Annotated in this window: 15 protein-coding genes; 14 read left to right on the top strand and 1 reads right to left on the bottom strand. The window is 47.8% G+C overall.

Features of this window, described 5'->3' with window-relative positions:
• Positions 1 to 10: 10 nt before the first annotated feature.
• From pknB to B9Y59_RS08065, 10 genes are all read left to right on the top strand, one after another.
• Positions 11 to 2,083: a Stk1 family PASTA domain-containing Ser/Thr kinase gene (gene pknB, locus B9Y59_RS08110; protein WP_085532859.1), complete on the top strand. Its 2,073-nt coding sequence runs from the start codon at positions 11 to 13 to the stop codon at positions 2,081 to 2,083.
• Positions 2,084 to 2,087: 4 nt separating this feature from the next.
• Positions 2,088 to 2,978: a ribosome small subunit-dependent GTPase A gene (gene rsgA, locus B9Y59_RS08105; RefSeq protein ID WP_085532857.1), complete on the top strand. Its 891-nt coding sequence runs from the start codon at positions 2,088 to 2,090 to the stop codon at positions 2,976 to 2,978.
• The gene (locus B9Y59_RS08100) at positions 2,963 to 3,619 is read left to right on the top strand and encodes a thiamine diphosphokinase (protein WP_143255273.1); all 657 of its coding nucleotides are present in this window, start codon (positions 2,963 to 2,965) and stop codon (positions 3,617 to 3,619) included. The genes rsgA and B9Y59_RS08100 overlap by 16 nt, the downstream gene beginning before the upstream one ends.
• 663 nt (positions 3,620 to 4,282) lie before the next feature.
• A complete protein-coding gene (locus B9Y59_RS08095; protein WP_054323379.1) occupies positions 4,283 to 5,821 on the top strand; it encodes a DUF3794 and LysM peptidoglycan-binding domain-containing protein in 1,539 nt (512 codons plus the stop codon).
• A gap of 57 nt (positions 5,822 to 5,878) precedes the next feature.
• Positions 5,879 to 7,357 (top strand): stage IV sporulation protein A, encoded by a 1,479-nt coding sequence (gene spoIVA / locus B9Y59_RS08090; protein WP_085532855.1) that lies wholly within the window; start codon positions 5,879 to 5,881, stop codon positions 7,355 to 7,357.
• Positions 7,358 to 7,632: 275 nt separating this feature from the next.
• Complete coding sequence (locus tag B9Y59_RS08085; protein WP_085532853.1) at positions 7,633 to 8,481, top strand: sulfide/dihydroorotate dehydrogenase-like FAD/NAD-binding protein; 849 nt, start codon at positions 7,633 to 7,635, stop codon at positions 8,479 to 8,481.
• A complete protein-coding gene (gene gltA, locus B9Y59_RS08080) occupies positions 8,474 to 9,871 on the top strand; it encodes an NADPH-dependent glutamate synthase (RefSeq protein WP_085532851.1) in 1,398 nt (465 codons plus the stop codon). Before B9Y59_RS08085 ends, gltA begins: the two co-directional genes overlap by 8 nt.
• A gap of 367 nt (positions 9,872 to 10,238) precedes the next feature.
• Complete coding sequence (locus tag B9Y59_RS08075; protein WP_085532849.1) at positions 10,239 to 10,448, top strand: helix-turn-helix domain-containing protein; 210 nt, start codon at positions 10,239 to 10,241, stop codon at positions 10,446 to 10,448.
• 344 nt (positions 10,449 to 10,792) lie between these two features.
• On the top strand, positions 10,793 to 11,242 hold the full coding sequence (locus tag B9Y59_RS08070; RefSeq protein WP_085532847.1) for a hypothetical protein: 450 nt from the start codon (positions 10,793 to 10,795) through the stop codon (positions 11,240 to 11,242).
• A gap of 432 nt (positions 11,243 to 11,674) precedes the next feature.
• Positions 11,675 to 12,616, top strand: a complete 942-nt coding sequence (locus tag B9Y59_RS08065) for a ComEC/Rec2 family competence protein (RefSeq protein WP_158088982.1) — start codon at positions 11,675 to 11,677, stop codon at positions 12,614 to 12,616.
• Between the two features lie 57 nt (positions 12,617 to 12,673).
• On the opposite strand, the gene B9Y59_RS08060 is transcribed toward B9Y59_RS08065, so the two are convergent.
• Positions 12,674 to 13,042 carry a helix-turn-helix transcriptional regulator gene (locus B9Y59_RS08060; protein ID WP_085532843.1) on the bottom strand — a complete coding sequence of 123 codons (369 nt, stop codon included), beginning with the start codon at positions 13,040 to 13,042 and terminating at the stop codon, positions 12,674 to 12,676.
• 188 nt (positions 13,043 to 13,230) lie between these two features.
• Here B9Y59_RS08060 and B9Y59_RS08055 point away from each other — a divergent pair, with 188 nt between their 5' ends.
• From B9Y59_RS08055 to B9Y59_RS08040, 4 genes are read left to right on the top strand one after another with little or no spacing between them, the layout of a single operon-like run.
• A complete protein-coding gene (locus B9Y59_RS08055) occupies positions 13,231 to 13,605 on the top strand; it encodes a GntR family transcriptional regulator (protein WP_054323360.1) in 375 nt (124 codons plus the stop codon).
• Between the two features lies 1 nt (position 13,606).
• Positions 13,607 to 14,467, top strand: a complete 861-nt coding sequence (locus B9Y59_RS08050) for an ABC transporter ATP-binding protein (RefSeq protein ID WP_198945605.1) — start codon at positions 13,607 to 13,609, stop codon at positions 14,465 to 14,467.
• On the top strand, positions 14,464 to 15,108 hold the full coding sequence (locus B9Y59_RS08045; protein WP_085532838.1) for an ABC-2 transporter permease: 645 nt from the start codon (positions 14,464 to 14,466) through the stop codon (positions 15,106 to 15,108). The genes B9Y59_RS08050 and B9Y59_RS08045 overlap by 4 nt, the downstream gene beginning before the upstream one ends.
• A 9-nt stretch (positions 15,109 to 15,117) precedes the next feature.
• Positions 15,118 to 15,306: a cysteine-rich KTR domain-containing protein gene (locus B9Y59_RS08040; protein WP_082402094.1), complete on the top strand. Its 189-nt coding sequence runs from the start codon at positions 15,118 to 15,120 to the stop codon at positions 15,304 to 15,306.
• Positions 15,307 to 15,438: the final 132 nt, after the last annotated feature.

Below are 15,438 nucleotides of genomic sequence, written 5' to 3'. Positions count from 1 at the left end.
TTGATGTTTCATGGATAAGTATACAGGAAAACGGCTTGACGGGCGCTATGAGATTCACGAGCTGATCGGCGTGGGAGGCATGGCGTATGTGTACCGCGCTTACGACATTATCGATGACCGAACGGTAGCGATCAAAATACTCAAGGATGAATTTCTGGGGAATCAGGACTTTATCCGCCGCTTTAAGAACGAGTCCAAGGCCATTGCGGTCCTTTCCCATCCCAATATTGTGAAGGTATACGATGTTAGTTTTGGCGACCGCATCCAGTACATTGTGGAAGAATACATCGACGGTATCACCTTGAAGGAATATCTGGACCAGCAACGCGAACTCAAATGGAAAGAAGCCGTTCATTTTACCCTGCAAATTCTGCGTGCGCTGCACCATGCCCATAGCAAAGGTATTGTTCACCGGGATATTAAGCCGCAAAATATCATGCTGTTGCAGGATGGCACGATTAAGGTGACGGATTTCGGCATTGCCCGTTTCTCCCGCAGTGAAACGCGCACAATGACCGATAAGGCGATCGGTTCTGTACACTATATTGCTCCGGAGCAGGCGCGCGGCGAGGTAGCCGACGAGCGTGCAGACATTTATTCTGTGGGCGTAATGTTGTACGAGATGCTGACCGGTGCGCTGCCTTTTGAAGCGGACAATGCGGTTTCTGTAGCCATTATGCAGTTGCAGGCAGATCCCAAGCCGCCGCGCGACATCAACCCTGCCATTCCTGAGGGATTGGAAGAGATCACGATGCGGGCCATGCAAAAGAACCCGGACCAGCGGTATCAATCCGCGGCGGAAATGCTGGAAGATATTGAGGCGTTTCAACGCAATCCCAGCATCAGTTTCCAGTATAAATATTTTATCGATGAAAAGCCAACCAAATACGTAAATGCAATCAGTGCTGTGCGAAACGGCCGTGCCCCGTCTTATAACGATGGATACGACTACGACGATTACGAAGAGGAGCCTCCGCGCCGCCGTCAGAATGGCGGAGGAGGAAACAACAAAAAAACCATGATGGTGGTTCTGGGAATTTTGGCGGCCTTTTTGATCGTTGCATTGAGCATCGGAATTGCGGCCATTTTCCGCAGTTGCAATGCACAACCGGATGATACCATCGATATGCCGAACTTGGTTGGACAATTGTACACCGATGTCCAAAACAACGAGGAATACGAATTTAAATTCTCCGTGGAGACAAAAGAGGATTCCACGAAGGAGACGGGTATGATCCTGGATCAGAAACCAACCGCTGGTATGCCGGTTAAGAAGGACGGTGAGGTGTTGTTGGTGGTTAACAGCGGCGCACAGGCGATAACGGTGCCCGATGTGACCAATTATCTCCAAGCGGATGCAGAGCAGACGCTGAAAAATGCAGGCTTTGAGACCACCGTGATCGAGATTCCCGATGATGAGATTGCCGCTGGTTATGTCACCAGCACAGAGCCCAAGGGGAATGCAACCGCACCGCAGGGCAGTACGATCAAGATCTTGGTCAGCACTGGTCCGGAAAACGAGCAGATCCCAGTGCCGAACGTCATTGACAAGAATATTGAAGCAGCGAAATCCGAGCTTGTGGCTGCGGGGCTCCAGGTAGGCGATGTCACGCTTCAGGATGATAGCGACAAGCCGGAAAACACCGTCATAGAGACAAATCCGTTGCCGGGCGTGCCGGTAGATAAGGACAGCAAGGTTAATATTGTGGTCAGCTCTGGAAAACAGTCCGAAAAGACCCTGGAAGCCAATATCCATCTGCCGCTGAACGTCTCACACGATATTCAACTCAAGGCATACTTGGATGGCACGGTCATGGAGGACGGTGTTCGGACTGTGAATCCGGCGTATAACAACCTTTGCACCATCAAAGTCACGGGGACCTCAGGCCAGAAGACACTGGTCATTGAGTTGGACGGCAGCAAGTACGCGGTGTTCATTATGGACTTTGACACTGGGAAGCCGAGCCAGGTGGAAAGTTATCCGTATGTCGACCCAGGGACGACTTCGGAACCTTCCGGGACCGACACAGAGGAAACTTGGGGAGATATTCCGACGGATCTTCCCATTACCCCGACGGAATGAGCATATGAAAGAGATACGAAACGGACGAATTATCAAGGGGATTGGCGGTTTCTACTACGTAGAGACAGAAGAACAGTTATATTCCTGTAAAGCGAGGGGCGTGTTCCGCAAAAAGGGGATCACGCCCCTTGCGGGTGATCTGGTGGAGATTCGCCTCGGAGAGGATGGGACTGGATATGTGGAGGAAATCCTCCCTCGTAAGAACTTTTTGACCCGCCCGCCGGTGGCAAACATCGATCAATTGATTGTGGTTACGTCAGTATGTGACCCATCCCCAAACACCTTGTTGATTGATGAAGCAATTGCAGCGGCCGAGGATAAGGAGATCGAGCCGGTAGTGGTGGTATCCAAGACAGATTTGGAAAGCGGCGAATGGTTGCGGGATATTTATGAAAAGGCCGGCATCCCCTTTTTTGCCGTGTCTTCGGTGACAGACGAAGGGATAGAGGCGGTCAAGTCGCTTCTGAAAGGGAAGGTTACCGCGTTTACCGGAAATTCCGGTGTGGGGAAGTCCTCCCTGTTGAACCGCATTGATCCGCGTCTGGCACTGGAAACGGGAGAGATCAGCCAGAAGCTCGGCCGGGGAAGGCATACCACCCGAAAGGTGGAGTTGTTAAAGCTGGGAAACGATACCTATGTGGCGGATACTCCGGGGTTTTCTTCGATCTCCCTGGAGCAGTGCGACTTAGTTCGAAAAGAAAACCTACAGTTCTGTTTCCGGGAATTTGAGCCGTACCGGAATCAGTGTAAATTTCCCTCCTGCTCGCACACATGCGAAAAGGGCTGTGCCGTGTTACAAGCAGTGCAGGAAGGGCAAATTCATTTATCCCGCCATACCAGTTACGTCGCCATGTACAACGAAGTAAAGGACCTGAAAGAATGGGAAATGAAATAAAGCGTTGTATCCTGTTGGGATCTGCTCCGGTAGAGGATGGCGCTGTTTTCAATGCTTTTGACGCGAAGAATGCGTATCGGATCTGCGCGGATGGCGGTCTGGATACCGCACGAAAATACGGCATCTTACCGGACTTGCTAATTGGAGACTTTGACTCGGTACAGGGGGAGTTGCCGGAAGGCATCGAAACGATCCGCTTGAAGCCGGAAAAGGACGACACGGATCTGCTGGCCGCTGCTCGAGAAGGCCTTCGCCGCGGGTGTCGGGAATTTATTTTGCTTGGAGCACTTGGGGGGGAGCGGTTTGAGCACTCCTATGCCAATCTTTGTGTGCTGCAATTTTTGGCGCGCGAAGGATGCCGTGCGGTCATGGCAGAAAAGGGCACGCGGGTGTTTCTTCTGCAAGCGGGAGAGACGCAACCGCTTCTTCAAATGTGCGGTGCAATGTTTTCTGCATTCCCATTTGGTTGCCCAAGCTGTACAGTGAGCTATACAGGGATGCAATATCCCTTAAAGGAGTATCCGCTTCGTTCGGATTTCCCACTCGGCGTGAGCAACCGCATTGTGACCGAAACAGCATCGGTGACGGTTCACACGGGCGAAATGCTCGGTGTATTGTACCAACCGTGTGCTGACTTGTAGCTGGTCTAAATATCTGATCGCTGTGTCCCTAAACCGTGGTAATGGAAACCCGGTTTAGGGACGTTTTGTTTTATTTCTACCGTGGTTGGGTCGTATTTTTCCCGGAACCAAAACGCCCCTTCCCGTATATACTGGTACTACAGCGGGAATCCAAAAGGTTTCTGTTGGAACACATAGGGGAAACGAGGCGATGGAACATGCGTTGCAGAGGAAACTGCTGTAAAGGTGAATTCTGCTGTCGGGTGGGGCAATATGCCGTCACATTTGGCCTGGGCCTTGTTTGCTCTTGCTTCTGCCCGGTCGGTTTAATCATGTTTGTGGTGGCGGTCATACTGGTCGTACTGGGAATCGCGCTCCTACGGAGCGGAACATAACTGGGAGGTTTTCGTTATGAAAGTCGTCGTTGTAAAGGGTTCGAAATTCTGGGGCTTTGTCCTGCGCAAGATGTTCCATATCAAAAAAGAAGCGTGACAGGCAATTTTGAGCAACTTATCAGAAAAAGCCAGCGGGGGATTCCCGCTGGCTTTTTTGCTGAAAAGGGATTGCTTGTTGGCAACCTTGGAAGACATGCAGAGGTTTTTCTCCTGTTTCTTTCAGCACAAGCATAAAATGGACAGGAACCTCATACCTATGGGATAGAAACAGGAAAAGGAGAGAGCCTGAATGGATTATATGCTTAACCGCGAGGCGCTGGCCGCCGGCGAGGTGCTCTATGACGGGTGCCAGGAACAGCCGGTGGACCTGGACATTAGCCTGCCGGATTACTGCCCGGACATACAGCGTATCCTGAAATGCCAAGTCTATCCCCGTATTACGGGACGGAACATCATGGGGGATCGCTTGGAACTGGAAGGAACGTACAGTGTCAAAGTCTTTTACCTGGACGCGGGCGGAACGGCGTTGCGCTGCTGTGAGAACAGCAGCTCCTTCTTTGCCGCAATTACATTGAAGCAACCGGCCGATGGTGCACATGTGTCTGCGTTTACTCGAGTGGAGTACATCAACTGCCGGGCTACTAGCCCGAGGCGCCTGGACATTCATGGGGCGTTTTCGGTGTGCGCAAAGGTTGTGGGGCGCACGGACAGTGAAGTTGTGTGCGGTATTGAGGGGGAGGAGATCGAGCAAAAACGGCAGGTTATGCCATACAGCCGCTTGGCTGGATTCTGTGGTCAGCAGTTTCCGTTAGAGGAAGTTTTGGAGCTGCCGGCGTCGAAACCGGGGGCGGACAATATCTTACGGACCACCGCCTTTGCCAGCCTTCAGGATAGCAAGACGGTGGCGGGTAAACTGATGGTGAAGGGCGAGGTCACGCTGAAAATCTTGTACACTTCCGTCCTTGATGAGACCATGCTGGAAACAATGGAATATGCGATTCCATTCAGCCAGATGCTGGACGGAAGTGATTTTACAGACGACTGCCTGTGCGAAGTAAGGCTTCAGATTGCGGGCCTGACCATTCAGGTGAAGAACGATTACTCCGGTGATAAGACTTTTTTTGATGTACAGATGAACCTCTATGCGGAGGCGGTAGCTTTCCAACCGGCTGAGATCACGGTGGTAACGGACGCATATTCGAAAGCCTATGAATTGGAGATCGGTTATCAGCAAAAGACCTTGGAACAGGTTGTCGAATTGTTGAACGACTCGGCCATTCAGAAGAGCAGTATTGCACTGGAAGGCGCTGGAATTTCCAAGGTATTTGACGTTTGGAACGAACTTTCCGCGGTAACCGCTGCAGAGCAGGATGGCCAGATCGTTTACAAAGGAAAATTCAATGTGTGCATCCTGGCGGCCAATAAGGAGAATCGTCCGTTTTACACCGAGCGCATGATCGACTTTGAATACGCCCATCCGTGGGGGGCGGAGAAACCCAAAGGAGTCAAATGTACGTCATGGCTCTATGTGGCGGGGATCAGTTACCGCATCACCGGAGATGGCATCGAAATCAAGGCCGAACTGCGCCTAGAGGCCCAGGTCATCACACAGAGCAGTCTGAAGATTATTTCGGAGATTCGCGCGGACGAAGACCGGCCGCGCGCTAGGGATACCTCTGCCGCGCTCAGCATCTATTACGCAGACCCGGGCGAGAGCCTGTGGGACATCGCGCGGGCGTACTGCACCTCTGTGGACGCCATCCGGCAGGAAAACAATCTCGCCGGGGAGTTCGTGGAGAGCAGGGGGATGCTGTTGATCCCCATGTGACCGCCGGATTCCGCAACGGAGTAAACCCACAAATTCTCTGCCTGAGGGGGAGGTAAAATGGAAGAACGCAATATTTACCATGACATTTCGGAGCGCACCAATGGCGATATTTATATTGGGGTTGTCGGTCCGGTCAGAACCGGTAAATCCACCTTTATCAAGCGCTTCATGGACACCATTGTCATACCGAACATAGATGGGAACTACCGCCGGGACCGTGCCATCGATGAGATGCCGCAGTCTGCTGCGGGGCGCACCATCATGACCACCGAGCCGAAATTCGTGCCGGAACAGGCGGTCACAGTCAACATTGAGGGGAACGCCAGTTTTGCTGTCCGCATGATCGACTGCGTGGGATACATTGTGCCGAGCGCGCTGGGGTATGTGGAGGACGACATGCCCCGGATGGTGATGACGCCGTGGTATGATGAACCTATTCCGTTCAATATGGCGGCGGAGATTGGCACCAAGAAGGTCATCACGGAGCATTCCACCATCGGGCTGGTGGTGACGACCGATGGCAGCATCAGTGACATTCCCCGTGCGGAATACGAGGAAGCGGAAGAGCGGGTGATCTCTGAACTCAAGGAGATCAACAAACCGTTCATTGTATTGTTGAACAGCACCTATCCGAGCTCGGAGGAGACACTTTCGCTTGCCCGTTCTATGCAGAAGAAATATGAGGTGCCAGTTCTGCCGGTCAACTGCCTGGAATTGGAGGAGGAGGAGATCCGCACCATCCTCTCAAAGATTCTCTTTGAGTTCCCTGTGAAGGAAATCAAGGTGGATATGCCGCATTGGGTTTCCTCACTGGAAAAGGATCACTGGCTACGCACTTCGCTTTATACGACCATTCAGCAGGCGGCGGGAAAGATCACACGAATCCGCGAGATTGAGAATGTAGTGAAAGAGGTAACCTCCTGCGAATATGTGGCTTTTGCAAAGACCTCCACGGTGGATCTCGGCACGGGCCACGCGCGTATCACGGTGGGGTTGCAGGCCAATTTGTTCTATAAAGTGTTGGGAGAAAAGACCGGCCTGTCCATTGAGGATGAAGGGGCTCTTCTCGACTGCATGATGCGCTTTGCAGAAATGCAGAAAAAATATGATAAGATCAAGGATGCCTACGAGGAAGTGCAGAGTACCGGGTATGGGATCGTGATGCCCGGCATCGAAGAACTTTCTTTGGAGGAACCGGAGATTATCAAGCAGGGAGGTAAGTATGGTATCCGCTTGAAAGCTGCTGCACCATCCATTCATATGATGAAGACGCGTATCACCACGGAAGTGACGCCGATAGTCGGTTCGGAGCAGCAGTCGCAAGAATTGGTGATGTATCTACTCAAAGAGTTCCAGGAAAACCCGGGAAAGATCTGGGAGTCAAACATCTTTGGCAAGAGCCTGCACGAGCTGGTCAACGAAGGCTTGCACAACAAGCTCTATCGGATGCCTGGAGATGCGCGTGACAAGGTACGGGAGACGATTGAGCGGATCATCAACGAAGGTTGCAATGGGCTGATTTGCATTATTCTTTAAATATGTGGCGCGGCCTGCAACGGGGGCCGCCGCAGAAAAGGTGGAGGGCATGGGCACTTCGCGTTCTGCGGCGGCTATGCGCTTTTCCAGTGGGAAAAGGTGGTCTTGCAGGAAAAACATGGATAGGCTGCATAAAATTTTTATTTCTGGGACTGTTTTTTCTGCGTTCTGTTTCGCGCTTTACTGCAAAAAATCTTGAAAAATGGAGATACATTCGATATAATGGTGCATGTACCTGTAGATTTATTGCTTTGTATAGGAAGTAGGGAAGTAACATGTTTTCGATTGTAGAAAAGCGCAGGCTGAACGACTCCATGACCCTAATGTCTGTGGAGGCGCCCTTTATCGCGAAAAAGGCGCAGGCGGGTCAGTTTATCATTTTGCGTGTAAACGAATATGGGGAACGAATCCCTCTGACGATTGCGGATTATGACCGCGAAAAGGGAACCGTTACCATCATTTATCAGAAGGTGGGCAAGACCACTTTGCTGTTGGATACGCTCGAAGTGGGCGATGCGATTCTTGACTTTATTGGACCTTTGGGGAAAGCCTCCGAGCTGGAAGGCCACAAGAAGGTGGCGGTTGTCGGCGGAGGTGCAGGCTGTGCAATTGCCTATCCGCAGGCAAAAGCGTTGCACAACATGGGAGCCCAGGTGGATGTCATTGCAGGCTTCCGCAACAAGGACATCATCATTTTAGAGGATGAGATGCGCGCCGTGTGTGACCAACTCTATCTGATGACGGATGATGGCTCCAATGGGCACAAGGGATTTGTGACCGCTGCATTGGAAGATAATATCAAGAATGGCGCGAATTATGACTTCGTAGTTGCCATTGGGCCTCTGCCGATGATGCGCGCTGTATGCAATCTGACTAAGGAATATAACATTGAAACGATGATTAGCATGAACCCGATCATGATCGACGGTACAGGAATGTGCGGCGGTTGCCGTTTGACCGTAGGTGGAAAGACTAAATTTGCATGTGTGGATGGCCCGGACTTCAATGGCCACGAGGTTGATTTTGATGAGGCAATGAAGCGTCTGCGCACCTATCGGGAACAGGAGCAGGAAGCCACGCGCGAGTTCAATTGCCGTTTGATGGAGGGTGCAAAAAATGCCTAATATGACACCAAAAAAGACGCCGATGCCAGAACAGGCGCCGGATGTCCGGAATAAGAATTTCGAAGAAGTTGCGTTGGGATATACCGACGAGATGGCTATAGAAGAGGCACAGCGCTGCCTTAATTGTAAGCACAAGCCCTGTGTAAACGGGTGCCCTGTAGGCGTGCCGATTCCAGATTTCATCGCTCATGTGGCTAAAGGGGAACTGGAGGAAGCGTATCAAACCATAAAGACGATGAATTCCCTCCCAGCTATCTGTGGACGTGTTTGCCCGCAGGAGAATCAGTGCGAGCACAACTGTGTGCGCGGCATCAAGGGCGAGCCGGTTGGCATCGGCCGTTTGGAGCGCTATGTCGCAGACTGGCATATGCGCCACAGCAAGGAACAGGTGAAGAAGGTCCCCTCGAATGGGCACAAGGTTGCGGTGGTGGGCGCTGGCCCGGCTGGACTGACCTGTGCAGGTGATTTGAACGCAAAAGGCTATGAAGTGACGGTCTTTGAAGCGTTGCACACAGCTGGTGGTGTCTTAATGTATGGAATTCCACAGTTCCGTCTGCCCAAAGAAATTGTTCAGAAGGAGATTTCTGGCTTGGAAGAGCGCGGTGTGGAAATCAAAACCGATATGGTGATGGGAAAAGTTCTCTCCGTGGACGAGCTCTTTGAAATGGGGTATGAGGCGGTATTTATCGGTACCGGAGCAGGGCTGCCGAGCTTCATGAATATTCCGGGTGAAAGCCTCGTTGGTACATACTCTGCCAACGAATTTCTTACCCGTGTAAATCTGATGAAGGCGTATAAACCGGAATATGACACGCCGATCATCCGGCCGAAGAATGTGGCGGTCGTGGGTGGCGGAAACGTGGCGATGGACGCCGCGCGTACCGCAAAACGTCTGGGCGCGGAAAATGTATATATTGTATATCGCCGCGCAGAAGAACAGATGCCGGCGAGAAAAGAAGAAATTCACCACGCGAAGGAAGAAGGGATTCTTTTCCGTCTACTTTGCAATCCGGTGGCGATCCATGGCGATGACGACGGAAAAGTGCGCGCCATCGAATGTATAGAGATGGAGCTAGGTGAGCCGGATGCGTCTGGGCGCCGGAAGCCGGTGCCGAAGGAAGGCTCCAACTTTGAGCTGCCGGTCGACTGTGTTATCATGGCTATCGGCAATAGCCCGAATCCATTGATCCGTTCGACAACGGAGGGATTGGAAGCCAACCAGAAGGGATGTATCATCGTGGATGATGCAACCAAGGCGACGACACGCGAGGGCGTCTATGCGGCTGGTGACGCGGTCAGCGGTGCCGCAACGGTCATCTTGGCTATGGGCGGAGGCAAAGAAGCTGCAGCCTCGATTGATACGTATATTCAGAATAAAGCAAAGAAATAATTCTGTTTCTTACAGGAGCAGAATGGGTCAGAACGCCGGTTCGGAAATTTTTCCGAACCGGCGTTCTGCATGATATGAGCCAAAAGAACTGATTTATTGCTCGGAACGGATTGGCAGTGCCCAATAGTTCTGCCGTTTAGGAGTACGGCGTACCATTTCGTAAATTGTTCATATCATATCTTCCCGTGTTGTTTCTTCACAAATTGTGCTGCCTGGAGGCAGGTCAATTTGCACAAATTCCCCTGAAATATGCTGCCTTACAACGGCTTTTCAAATGTCGTATTAGCAAGGTATTAGCAGGAACCCCTTGTGACAGAGGGCTTCCAGGGGCCATTTCAAAATGCTATTAGCAAGGGAGGATCATTTTATGAGCACCAATGAAAAAGGGATGCCACAAAGCAGAACATACACCGTGAATGACATCGCAGCCATTCTCGGTATCGGCCGCGCTACGGCCTATAAACTCGCCAACTCTGGAGCATTCAAAACAATCCGCATCGGCAACATGATCCGAATCTCCAGGAAGTCTTTTGAGGATTGGCTGAAGGCGGAGGGGCTGGAGGAAGGAACGGAATAAGAACTAATGGACCGGCATAGTATAATAATCTATGTCGGTCTATATTTTGAAGATCTATTGCTTTCAATAAATCTAAAATATTTGGTTGTAATTATCGACAAATTATATTTTTGTGCGCTTATATGGAATATAAATTATTTTCGTGGTAGTACAAGTTTCCTTAAAATGTTATAATGTGCTTAGAGGTGATACACAATGGCAGACGGCAATGCACCCAAGAGAGTGTTTCTATGAAAAGTTTTATACCGGATTGACTTTCAATTAATAACTGAAAAAATGCAAGAAGATCTATTTGAATTAGTTGGGCAACAATTTGGAGAATTTTTTCCTCCCATGACCAAGAAATGGAAAATTCTATTGGAATTGAGATAAACCCTAACCAAATTGAACAATCTAGACTAAATCAGAAAGCTCAACCTGTTTTTGTTTTTTCTTGCCCGCAAACTCCGGATTGTGATGGGCGACAATTAAAAATAGGGAGAACATTTTTGTTTTTAGAGTTGACGCTGACCCTACAGTCGATGAAAATTCCATATTATGAATGGATGTCGGCAATAGTTAATCATCTTTTTGAGAATCGTATGTTTAGATTGTCACGCATCGGGTTAAGAAAGTTCAATTCTTTCTTCCTTTTAGATGAGCACAAAGATGTAGTAAACGATTTGTTTACCATTCAATATTTGTCACAAACAGATAGTGAAGGCTTTGATTTGGATAGTTTTCAGGAAATGCAGATATATAATAATCTACCGTATACTTTACAATTCCAAAAAACTATTCAAGTGGCAATCTGAACAATGAGAGTTTAGATATTGTAAATCGCCTCGCACATTTAATTGCTTTTGACTTCGACCTGTTTACTACTGATTTAGACGAATTAAATGAATTTGCTAAAGATGCAAAAATCGGTTTAGAGAAAATGAACCATTTGATTTGTGAATTTTTCATTAAAACTCTTAAACCCGACATCGTTGAGAGAATTAACACAGGCGATTTACTAAAAGACTATAATATTATTCCCTTTTAATCCGAGGTGAATTAAATGATAAAGCAAAAATATACTTCTCATGGGGATTATTTTTCTGTTTTTACACCACGGCAATCTAAACAGAAAGTTGCACAAGAGAGGATGTCCGGCAGTACCAAGAGTCAATTTTTCACCACAGAGAAACACAGAGGGACTTCGGTATTTATTTGCATGGATGCCCGAAGAAAATATAAGTACAATGATAAATAATCCATTGTTTAATCAATATTACCAACAATTGACTTGCAAAATCTTTATTTTAGGACATCCATCTCAAGGTGAAAGCATCGTATTTGTTCTTTATGGAGATGAACGAATTATATATTCATGTGTAGTAGATTCGTTTGTTCAAAATGATAGAGTTGTTCCTAAAGATTTATTATATGGTTTAGGCGTAGATAAAATAACCGACTTGTTTTGGACACATCCCCACGACGATCATTCTAATGGCTTGGTGGAATTAATTGAGACCTTTACTCCTCAGAGCATTTATATCCCTATTGAATTACAGAGATTACCTGAAAATAATCGGAGTCTATCAGCAAGCGTATTAGAACATATCAACAAGTATAAGGGATATGACCGTCGATGTAAAAATCAGCCACGAGTACAAGGTTTGGCAGCAAATATGTACTTATATAATGAATACCTTTATGTAGGGCAATACACTGTTCCATTTCAACTTTTTGCAGTAGCACCTTGTAGTGGAAAAGTTCGAAAAAATGCTGTTGATGGAAATTACTCAACATTAAATGATTATTCTGTTGTGCTAGAATTAATCGTTGGAGATTTTTCTGCTTTTCTTACAGGTGATATTCAAAACAGAATGGTTAGTTTTATGTTAGAAGAATTGTCTATGTCGATTCCAACCCCCAATATTTTGAAAATCCCTCACCATGGCTCTAAAGATTCAACAGACATCATAAACCTTTTTAGTGATGATTGGTTAACTGACATAGCAGTCACAACAGCAAAACGTAGTAGTGACTTACCACGAGATGAGGCGCTACAATATTATAATTCGTGTTGCGAAAAAGTGTTCAGAGTTGTGCCAACCGCCACTAATAATGCAATCTGGGGAGTAGAAGTCAACATACTAAATGGTACAATCAAACAGATCCTCAACGAAAATTTTGAGTGATAAACCGCCGCAGGTATATACCTGCGGCGGTTTTCATTGTGAGAACAGAGAATATTTTCATACACCCTCCGTTTCATCCGCTGATTCTTTAGTTTTCAGCGCCCCGTCAAGCGCACCCTCGATGACGGTCAAATACTGCTCCGGACAGAGTTTCAGTTTGTGGCTGATACGCTGCCGCTGTGCGCTTTCCTCCCGCAAAATCTCGGGATTGAAGTACCGTTCCACGGGAAGTCCACACACTTTGATAAGCTGTATAATAACCGGCAAGCTGGGAATCGTACCTTCGTTCTCGATATTTGCAAGATACCGGGAGTCGATGTTGACGATCTCCGCCAATGTCCTGCGCGATAGATGCTTTGCGCTCCGTGCAGCTTTTACATCGGCACCGAAAGTTTCAAAACCAGGGCAATCTTTGATATTCGCCATATTGCATCACCCACTTACATTGTATAGTTCATATTTTGTCCGTGGAATGTTGCTATATGCTATAATTCTACATTTTATAATTCGTTATTTTGGCCGCAAGAGAAGCAGGCGAGGCATTGACTTTATTGTGATGATAGTGTATAGTGTGTATTATAGAACAGCACATAAGAACAGGAGGTGATAGTCCTGTGAAGATCGTAATCTCAAATACTTCTGATACCCCCCTATACCAGCAAATCAAAGATCAGATTAAAGATGCTATTTTGAAAGAGGAACTGGTAGAAGGTGATCCTCTTCCGTCCATCCGCACCTTTGCGAATGACCTGTCTGTAAGCGTTCTAACAATACGACGGGTTTACGAAGAACTGGAGCAAGAGGGATTTGTAACCAGCCAAGTTGGTATAGGAACCTTCATATCAACAAGCAATCTTGAGTTGTTGCGGGATTCCAAACGCCGACTCGTGGAACAGAAGATGCAGGATATGATTCAAACAGCGAAATCACTTAAAATCACAAAAGAAGAACTGAACATGATGATGGATATTTTGTATGAGGAGGTCTAATATGCAGCCGCTTTTAGAGGTGGAAGGTCTTAAAAAGACATATCCCGGTTTTCAGTTGAATGGAGTGTCCTTTTCAATTTATGAAGATTGTATCACAGGTTTTATCGGTGCAAACGGCGCTGGAAAAACTACTACCATACGCTCCATTCTTCACCTAATCTCACATGAGGCTGGCACCATAAAATTTAAGGGTAAAGACATATCGAAAACAGAAAAATCTTTCAAAGATTCTATTGGAGTCGTCTTTGATGAGGGATTCTTCTATGATGAATTAACCTTGACCCAGATGAAGAACTTGATTGCTTCTTCCTACTCCCATTGGGACAACGGGGCATATACGCATTACTTAGATGCTTTTTCTCTTAGGCCCGATCAGACCATTTCTTCTCTCTCTCGTGGCATGAAAATGAAGTTCTCATTGGCATTGGCGCTGTCCCACCATGCAGAGCTGCTGATTATGGACGAACCCACAAGTGGCCTTGACCCTCTGGTGAGAAAGCAATTCATTGAAATCTTGAAAGAATTCATGGATCAGGGCGGAAAGGCTGTATTCTATTCCACGCACAACACTTCTGATGTGGATAAAGCTGCGGATATGCTGGTGATGATCGACAACGGCAAAATTCTGTTCGAAGAAGATAAAGATATGCTGTTGGAAACCCATCGGCTTGTAAAAGGAAAGGGCCTGTTGCCCGCCGAAACCGAAAAGCTGTTCTTGAAAGTGGAGCAAACGAAATACGGTTTTACGGGAGTTACCAACCAAGTGGAAGAAGCAAGGAGGATATTCCCGGATGCTGTATTTGAACGAGTGACGGTCGAGGACATCATGCTTTCCCACATGAAGGAGGGTGAACCCGCATGATTTTACAACTGTTGAAGAAGGATTGCATTATTGCAAAGAACTATGTGGCTGCGGTTATTCTCATTGGGGTGGGCCTGCCGGTGCTCTTGGTCTGGAAACAACCTCAAATGCTTGAAGCATTTGCACTTCCGGGAGCTGTCTTTATCTCTTCTGTTGCGTTCAATCTTGCGGTTTCCGAAAAGGAAAATATATACCCTAAAGCAACGGCGCTGCTTTGTGCCACCCCTTATAACAGAGAAAAACTTGTAGAGGAAAAGTATCTGCTCTACTTTTTAATTTACCTTTATTGCTGTGTGGTATTCCGGATCGAAATGCAAGTGATTCCCCAGCTGGCTGCTGTCGATTTCGTGCGCTCTGCTGTCATTGTTTTTTGGATTCAGGTTATTTGTATGGGCATATTTCTTCCCATTCAATACCGATTCGGATATGAAAAAACAAAACTGTTAGCGATGCTGCTGGTTGTTGCTGGTCCTGTACTTATGAGCGTGGCTAATTCTGTCGTAGTACCGGCCACAGTTACCCAATCGTTCTCTGCCGTTCCTGGTGTAATGTATATCGTGCTCTGGGTAATAGGGGGCGCACTTTGGCTTTTCTCGATGTTTGTATCCAAGAAAATCTTTTCAAGTATGGATTTGTTTTGAGGGGTTGGCATGGGTGAAACTCAATGGATTATGTGTCCCGTGTGCGGCAGTAAAACACGACTGCGTATTCGATATGACACGGTGCTTGAACGGTTTCCGCTGTATTGTCCGAAATGTAAACAGGAAACGCTAATCAGCGTACGACAACAAAATATTTCAGTTATTAAAGAGCCAGACGCTAAGACGCAGAGCCGATAACGCTGAGGTAAAACCTCGTAAGTTATCGGCTCTGTTTTTATATTCTCCATGATCTGTCCGGCGGCAGAAAAGAAAAAACCGCCACGGGGCAGTCGGCTTTCTGCGCGCAAAAGCACTTTCTTCACGGCGGTT

The organism is Anaeromassilibacillus sp. Marseille-P3371 (assembly GCF_900169665.1).
GTDB lineage: Bacteria > Bacillota > Clostridia > Oscillospirales > Acutalibacteraceae > Anaeromassilibacillus.
The sequence above is the reverse complement of the archived record's forward strand: the minus strand, read 5'-3'. Positions and strand labels throughout refer to the sequence as shown.

What these genes read in the sequence shown, in the direction of transcription:
- pknB (WP_085532859.1), top strand. Translation starts at nt 11, where the DNA reads ATGGATAAGTATACAGGAAAACGGCTTGACGGGCGCTATGAGATTCAC.
- rsgA (WP_085532857.1), top strand. Translation starts at nt 2,088, where the DNA reads ATGAAAGAGATACGAAACGGACGAATTATCAAGGGGATTGGCGGTTTC.
- B9Y59_RS08100 (WP_143255273.1), top strand. Translation starts at nt 2,963, where the DNA reads ATGGGAAATGAAATAAAGCGTTGTATCCTGTTGGGATCTGCTCCGGTA.
- B9Y59_RS08095 (WP_054323379.1), top strand. Translation starts at nt 4,283, where the DNA reads ATGGATTATATGCTTAACCGCGAGGCGCTGGCCGCCGGCGAGGTGCTC.
- spoIVA (WP_085532855.1), top strand. Translation starts at nt 5,879, where the DNA reads ATGGAAGAACGCAATATTTACCATGACATTTCGGAGCGCACCAATGGC.
- B9Y59_RS08085 (WP_085532853.1), top strand. Translation starts at nt 7,633, where the DNA reads ATGTTTTCGATTGTAGAAAAGCGCAGGCTGAACGACTCCATGACCCTA.
- gltA (WP_085532851.1), top strand. Translation starts at nt 8,474, where the DNA reads ATGCCTAATATGACACCAAAAAAGACGCCGATGCCAGAACAGGCGCCG.
- B9Y59_RS08075 (WP_085532849.1), top strand. Translation starts at nt 10,239, where the DNA reads ATGAGCACCAATGAAAAAGGGATGCCACAAAGCAGAACATACACCGTG.
- B9Y59_RS08070 (WP_085532847.1), top strand. Translation starts at nt 10,793, where the DNA reads ATGGAAAATTCTATTGGAATTGAGATAAACCCTAACCAAATTGAACAA.
- B9Y59_RS08065 (WP_158088982.1), top strand. Translation starts at nt 11,675, where the DNA reads ATGATAAATAATCCATTGTTTAATCAATATTACCAACAATTGACTTGC.
- B9Y59_RS08060 (WP_085532843.1), bottom strand. Translation starts at nt 13,042, where the DNA reads ATGGCGAATATCAAAGATTGCCCTGGTTTTGAAACTTTCGGTGCCGAT.
- B9Y59_RS08050 (WP_198945605.1), top strand. Translation starts at nt 13,607, where the DNA reads ATGCAGCCGCTTTTAGAGGTGGAAGGTCTTAAAAAGACATATCCCGGT.
- B9Y59_RS08045 (WP_085532838.1), top strand. Translation starts at nt 14,464, where the DNA reads ATGATTTTACAACTGTTGAAGAAGGATTGCATTATTGCAAAGAACTAT.
- B9Y59_RS08040 (WP_082402094.1), top strand. Translation starts at nt 15,118, where the DNA reads ATGGGTGAAACTCAATGGATTATGTGTCCCGTGTGCGGCAGTAAAACA.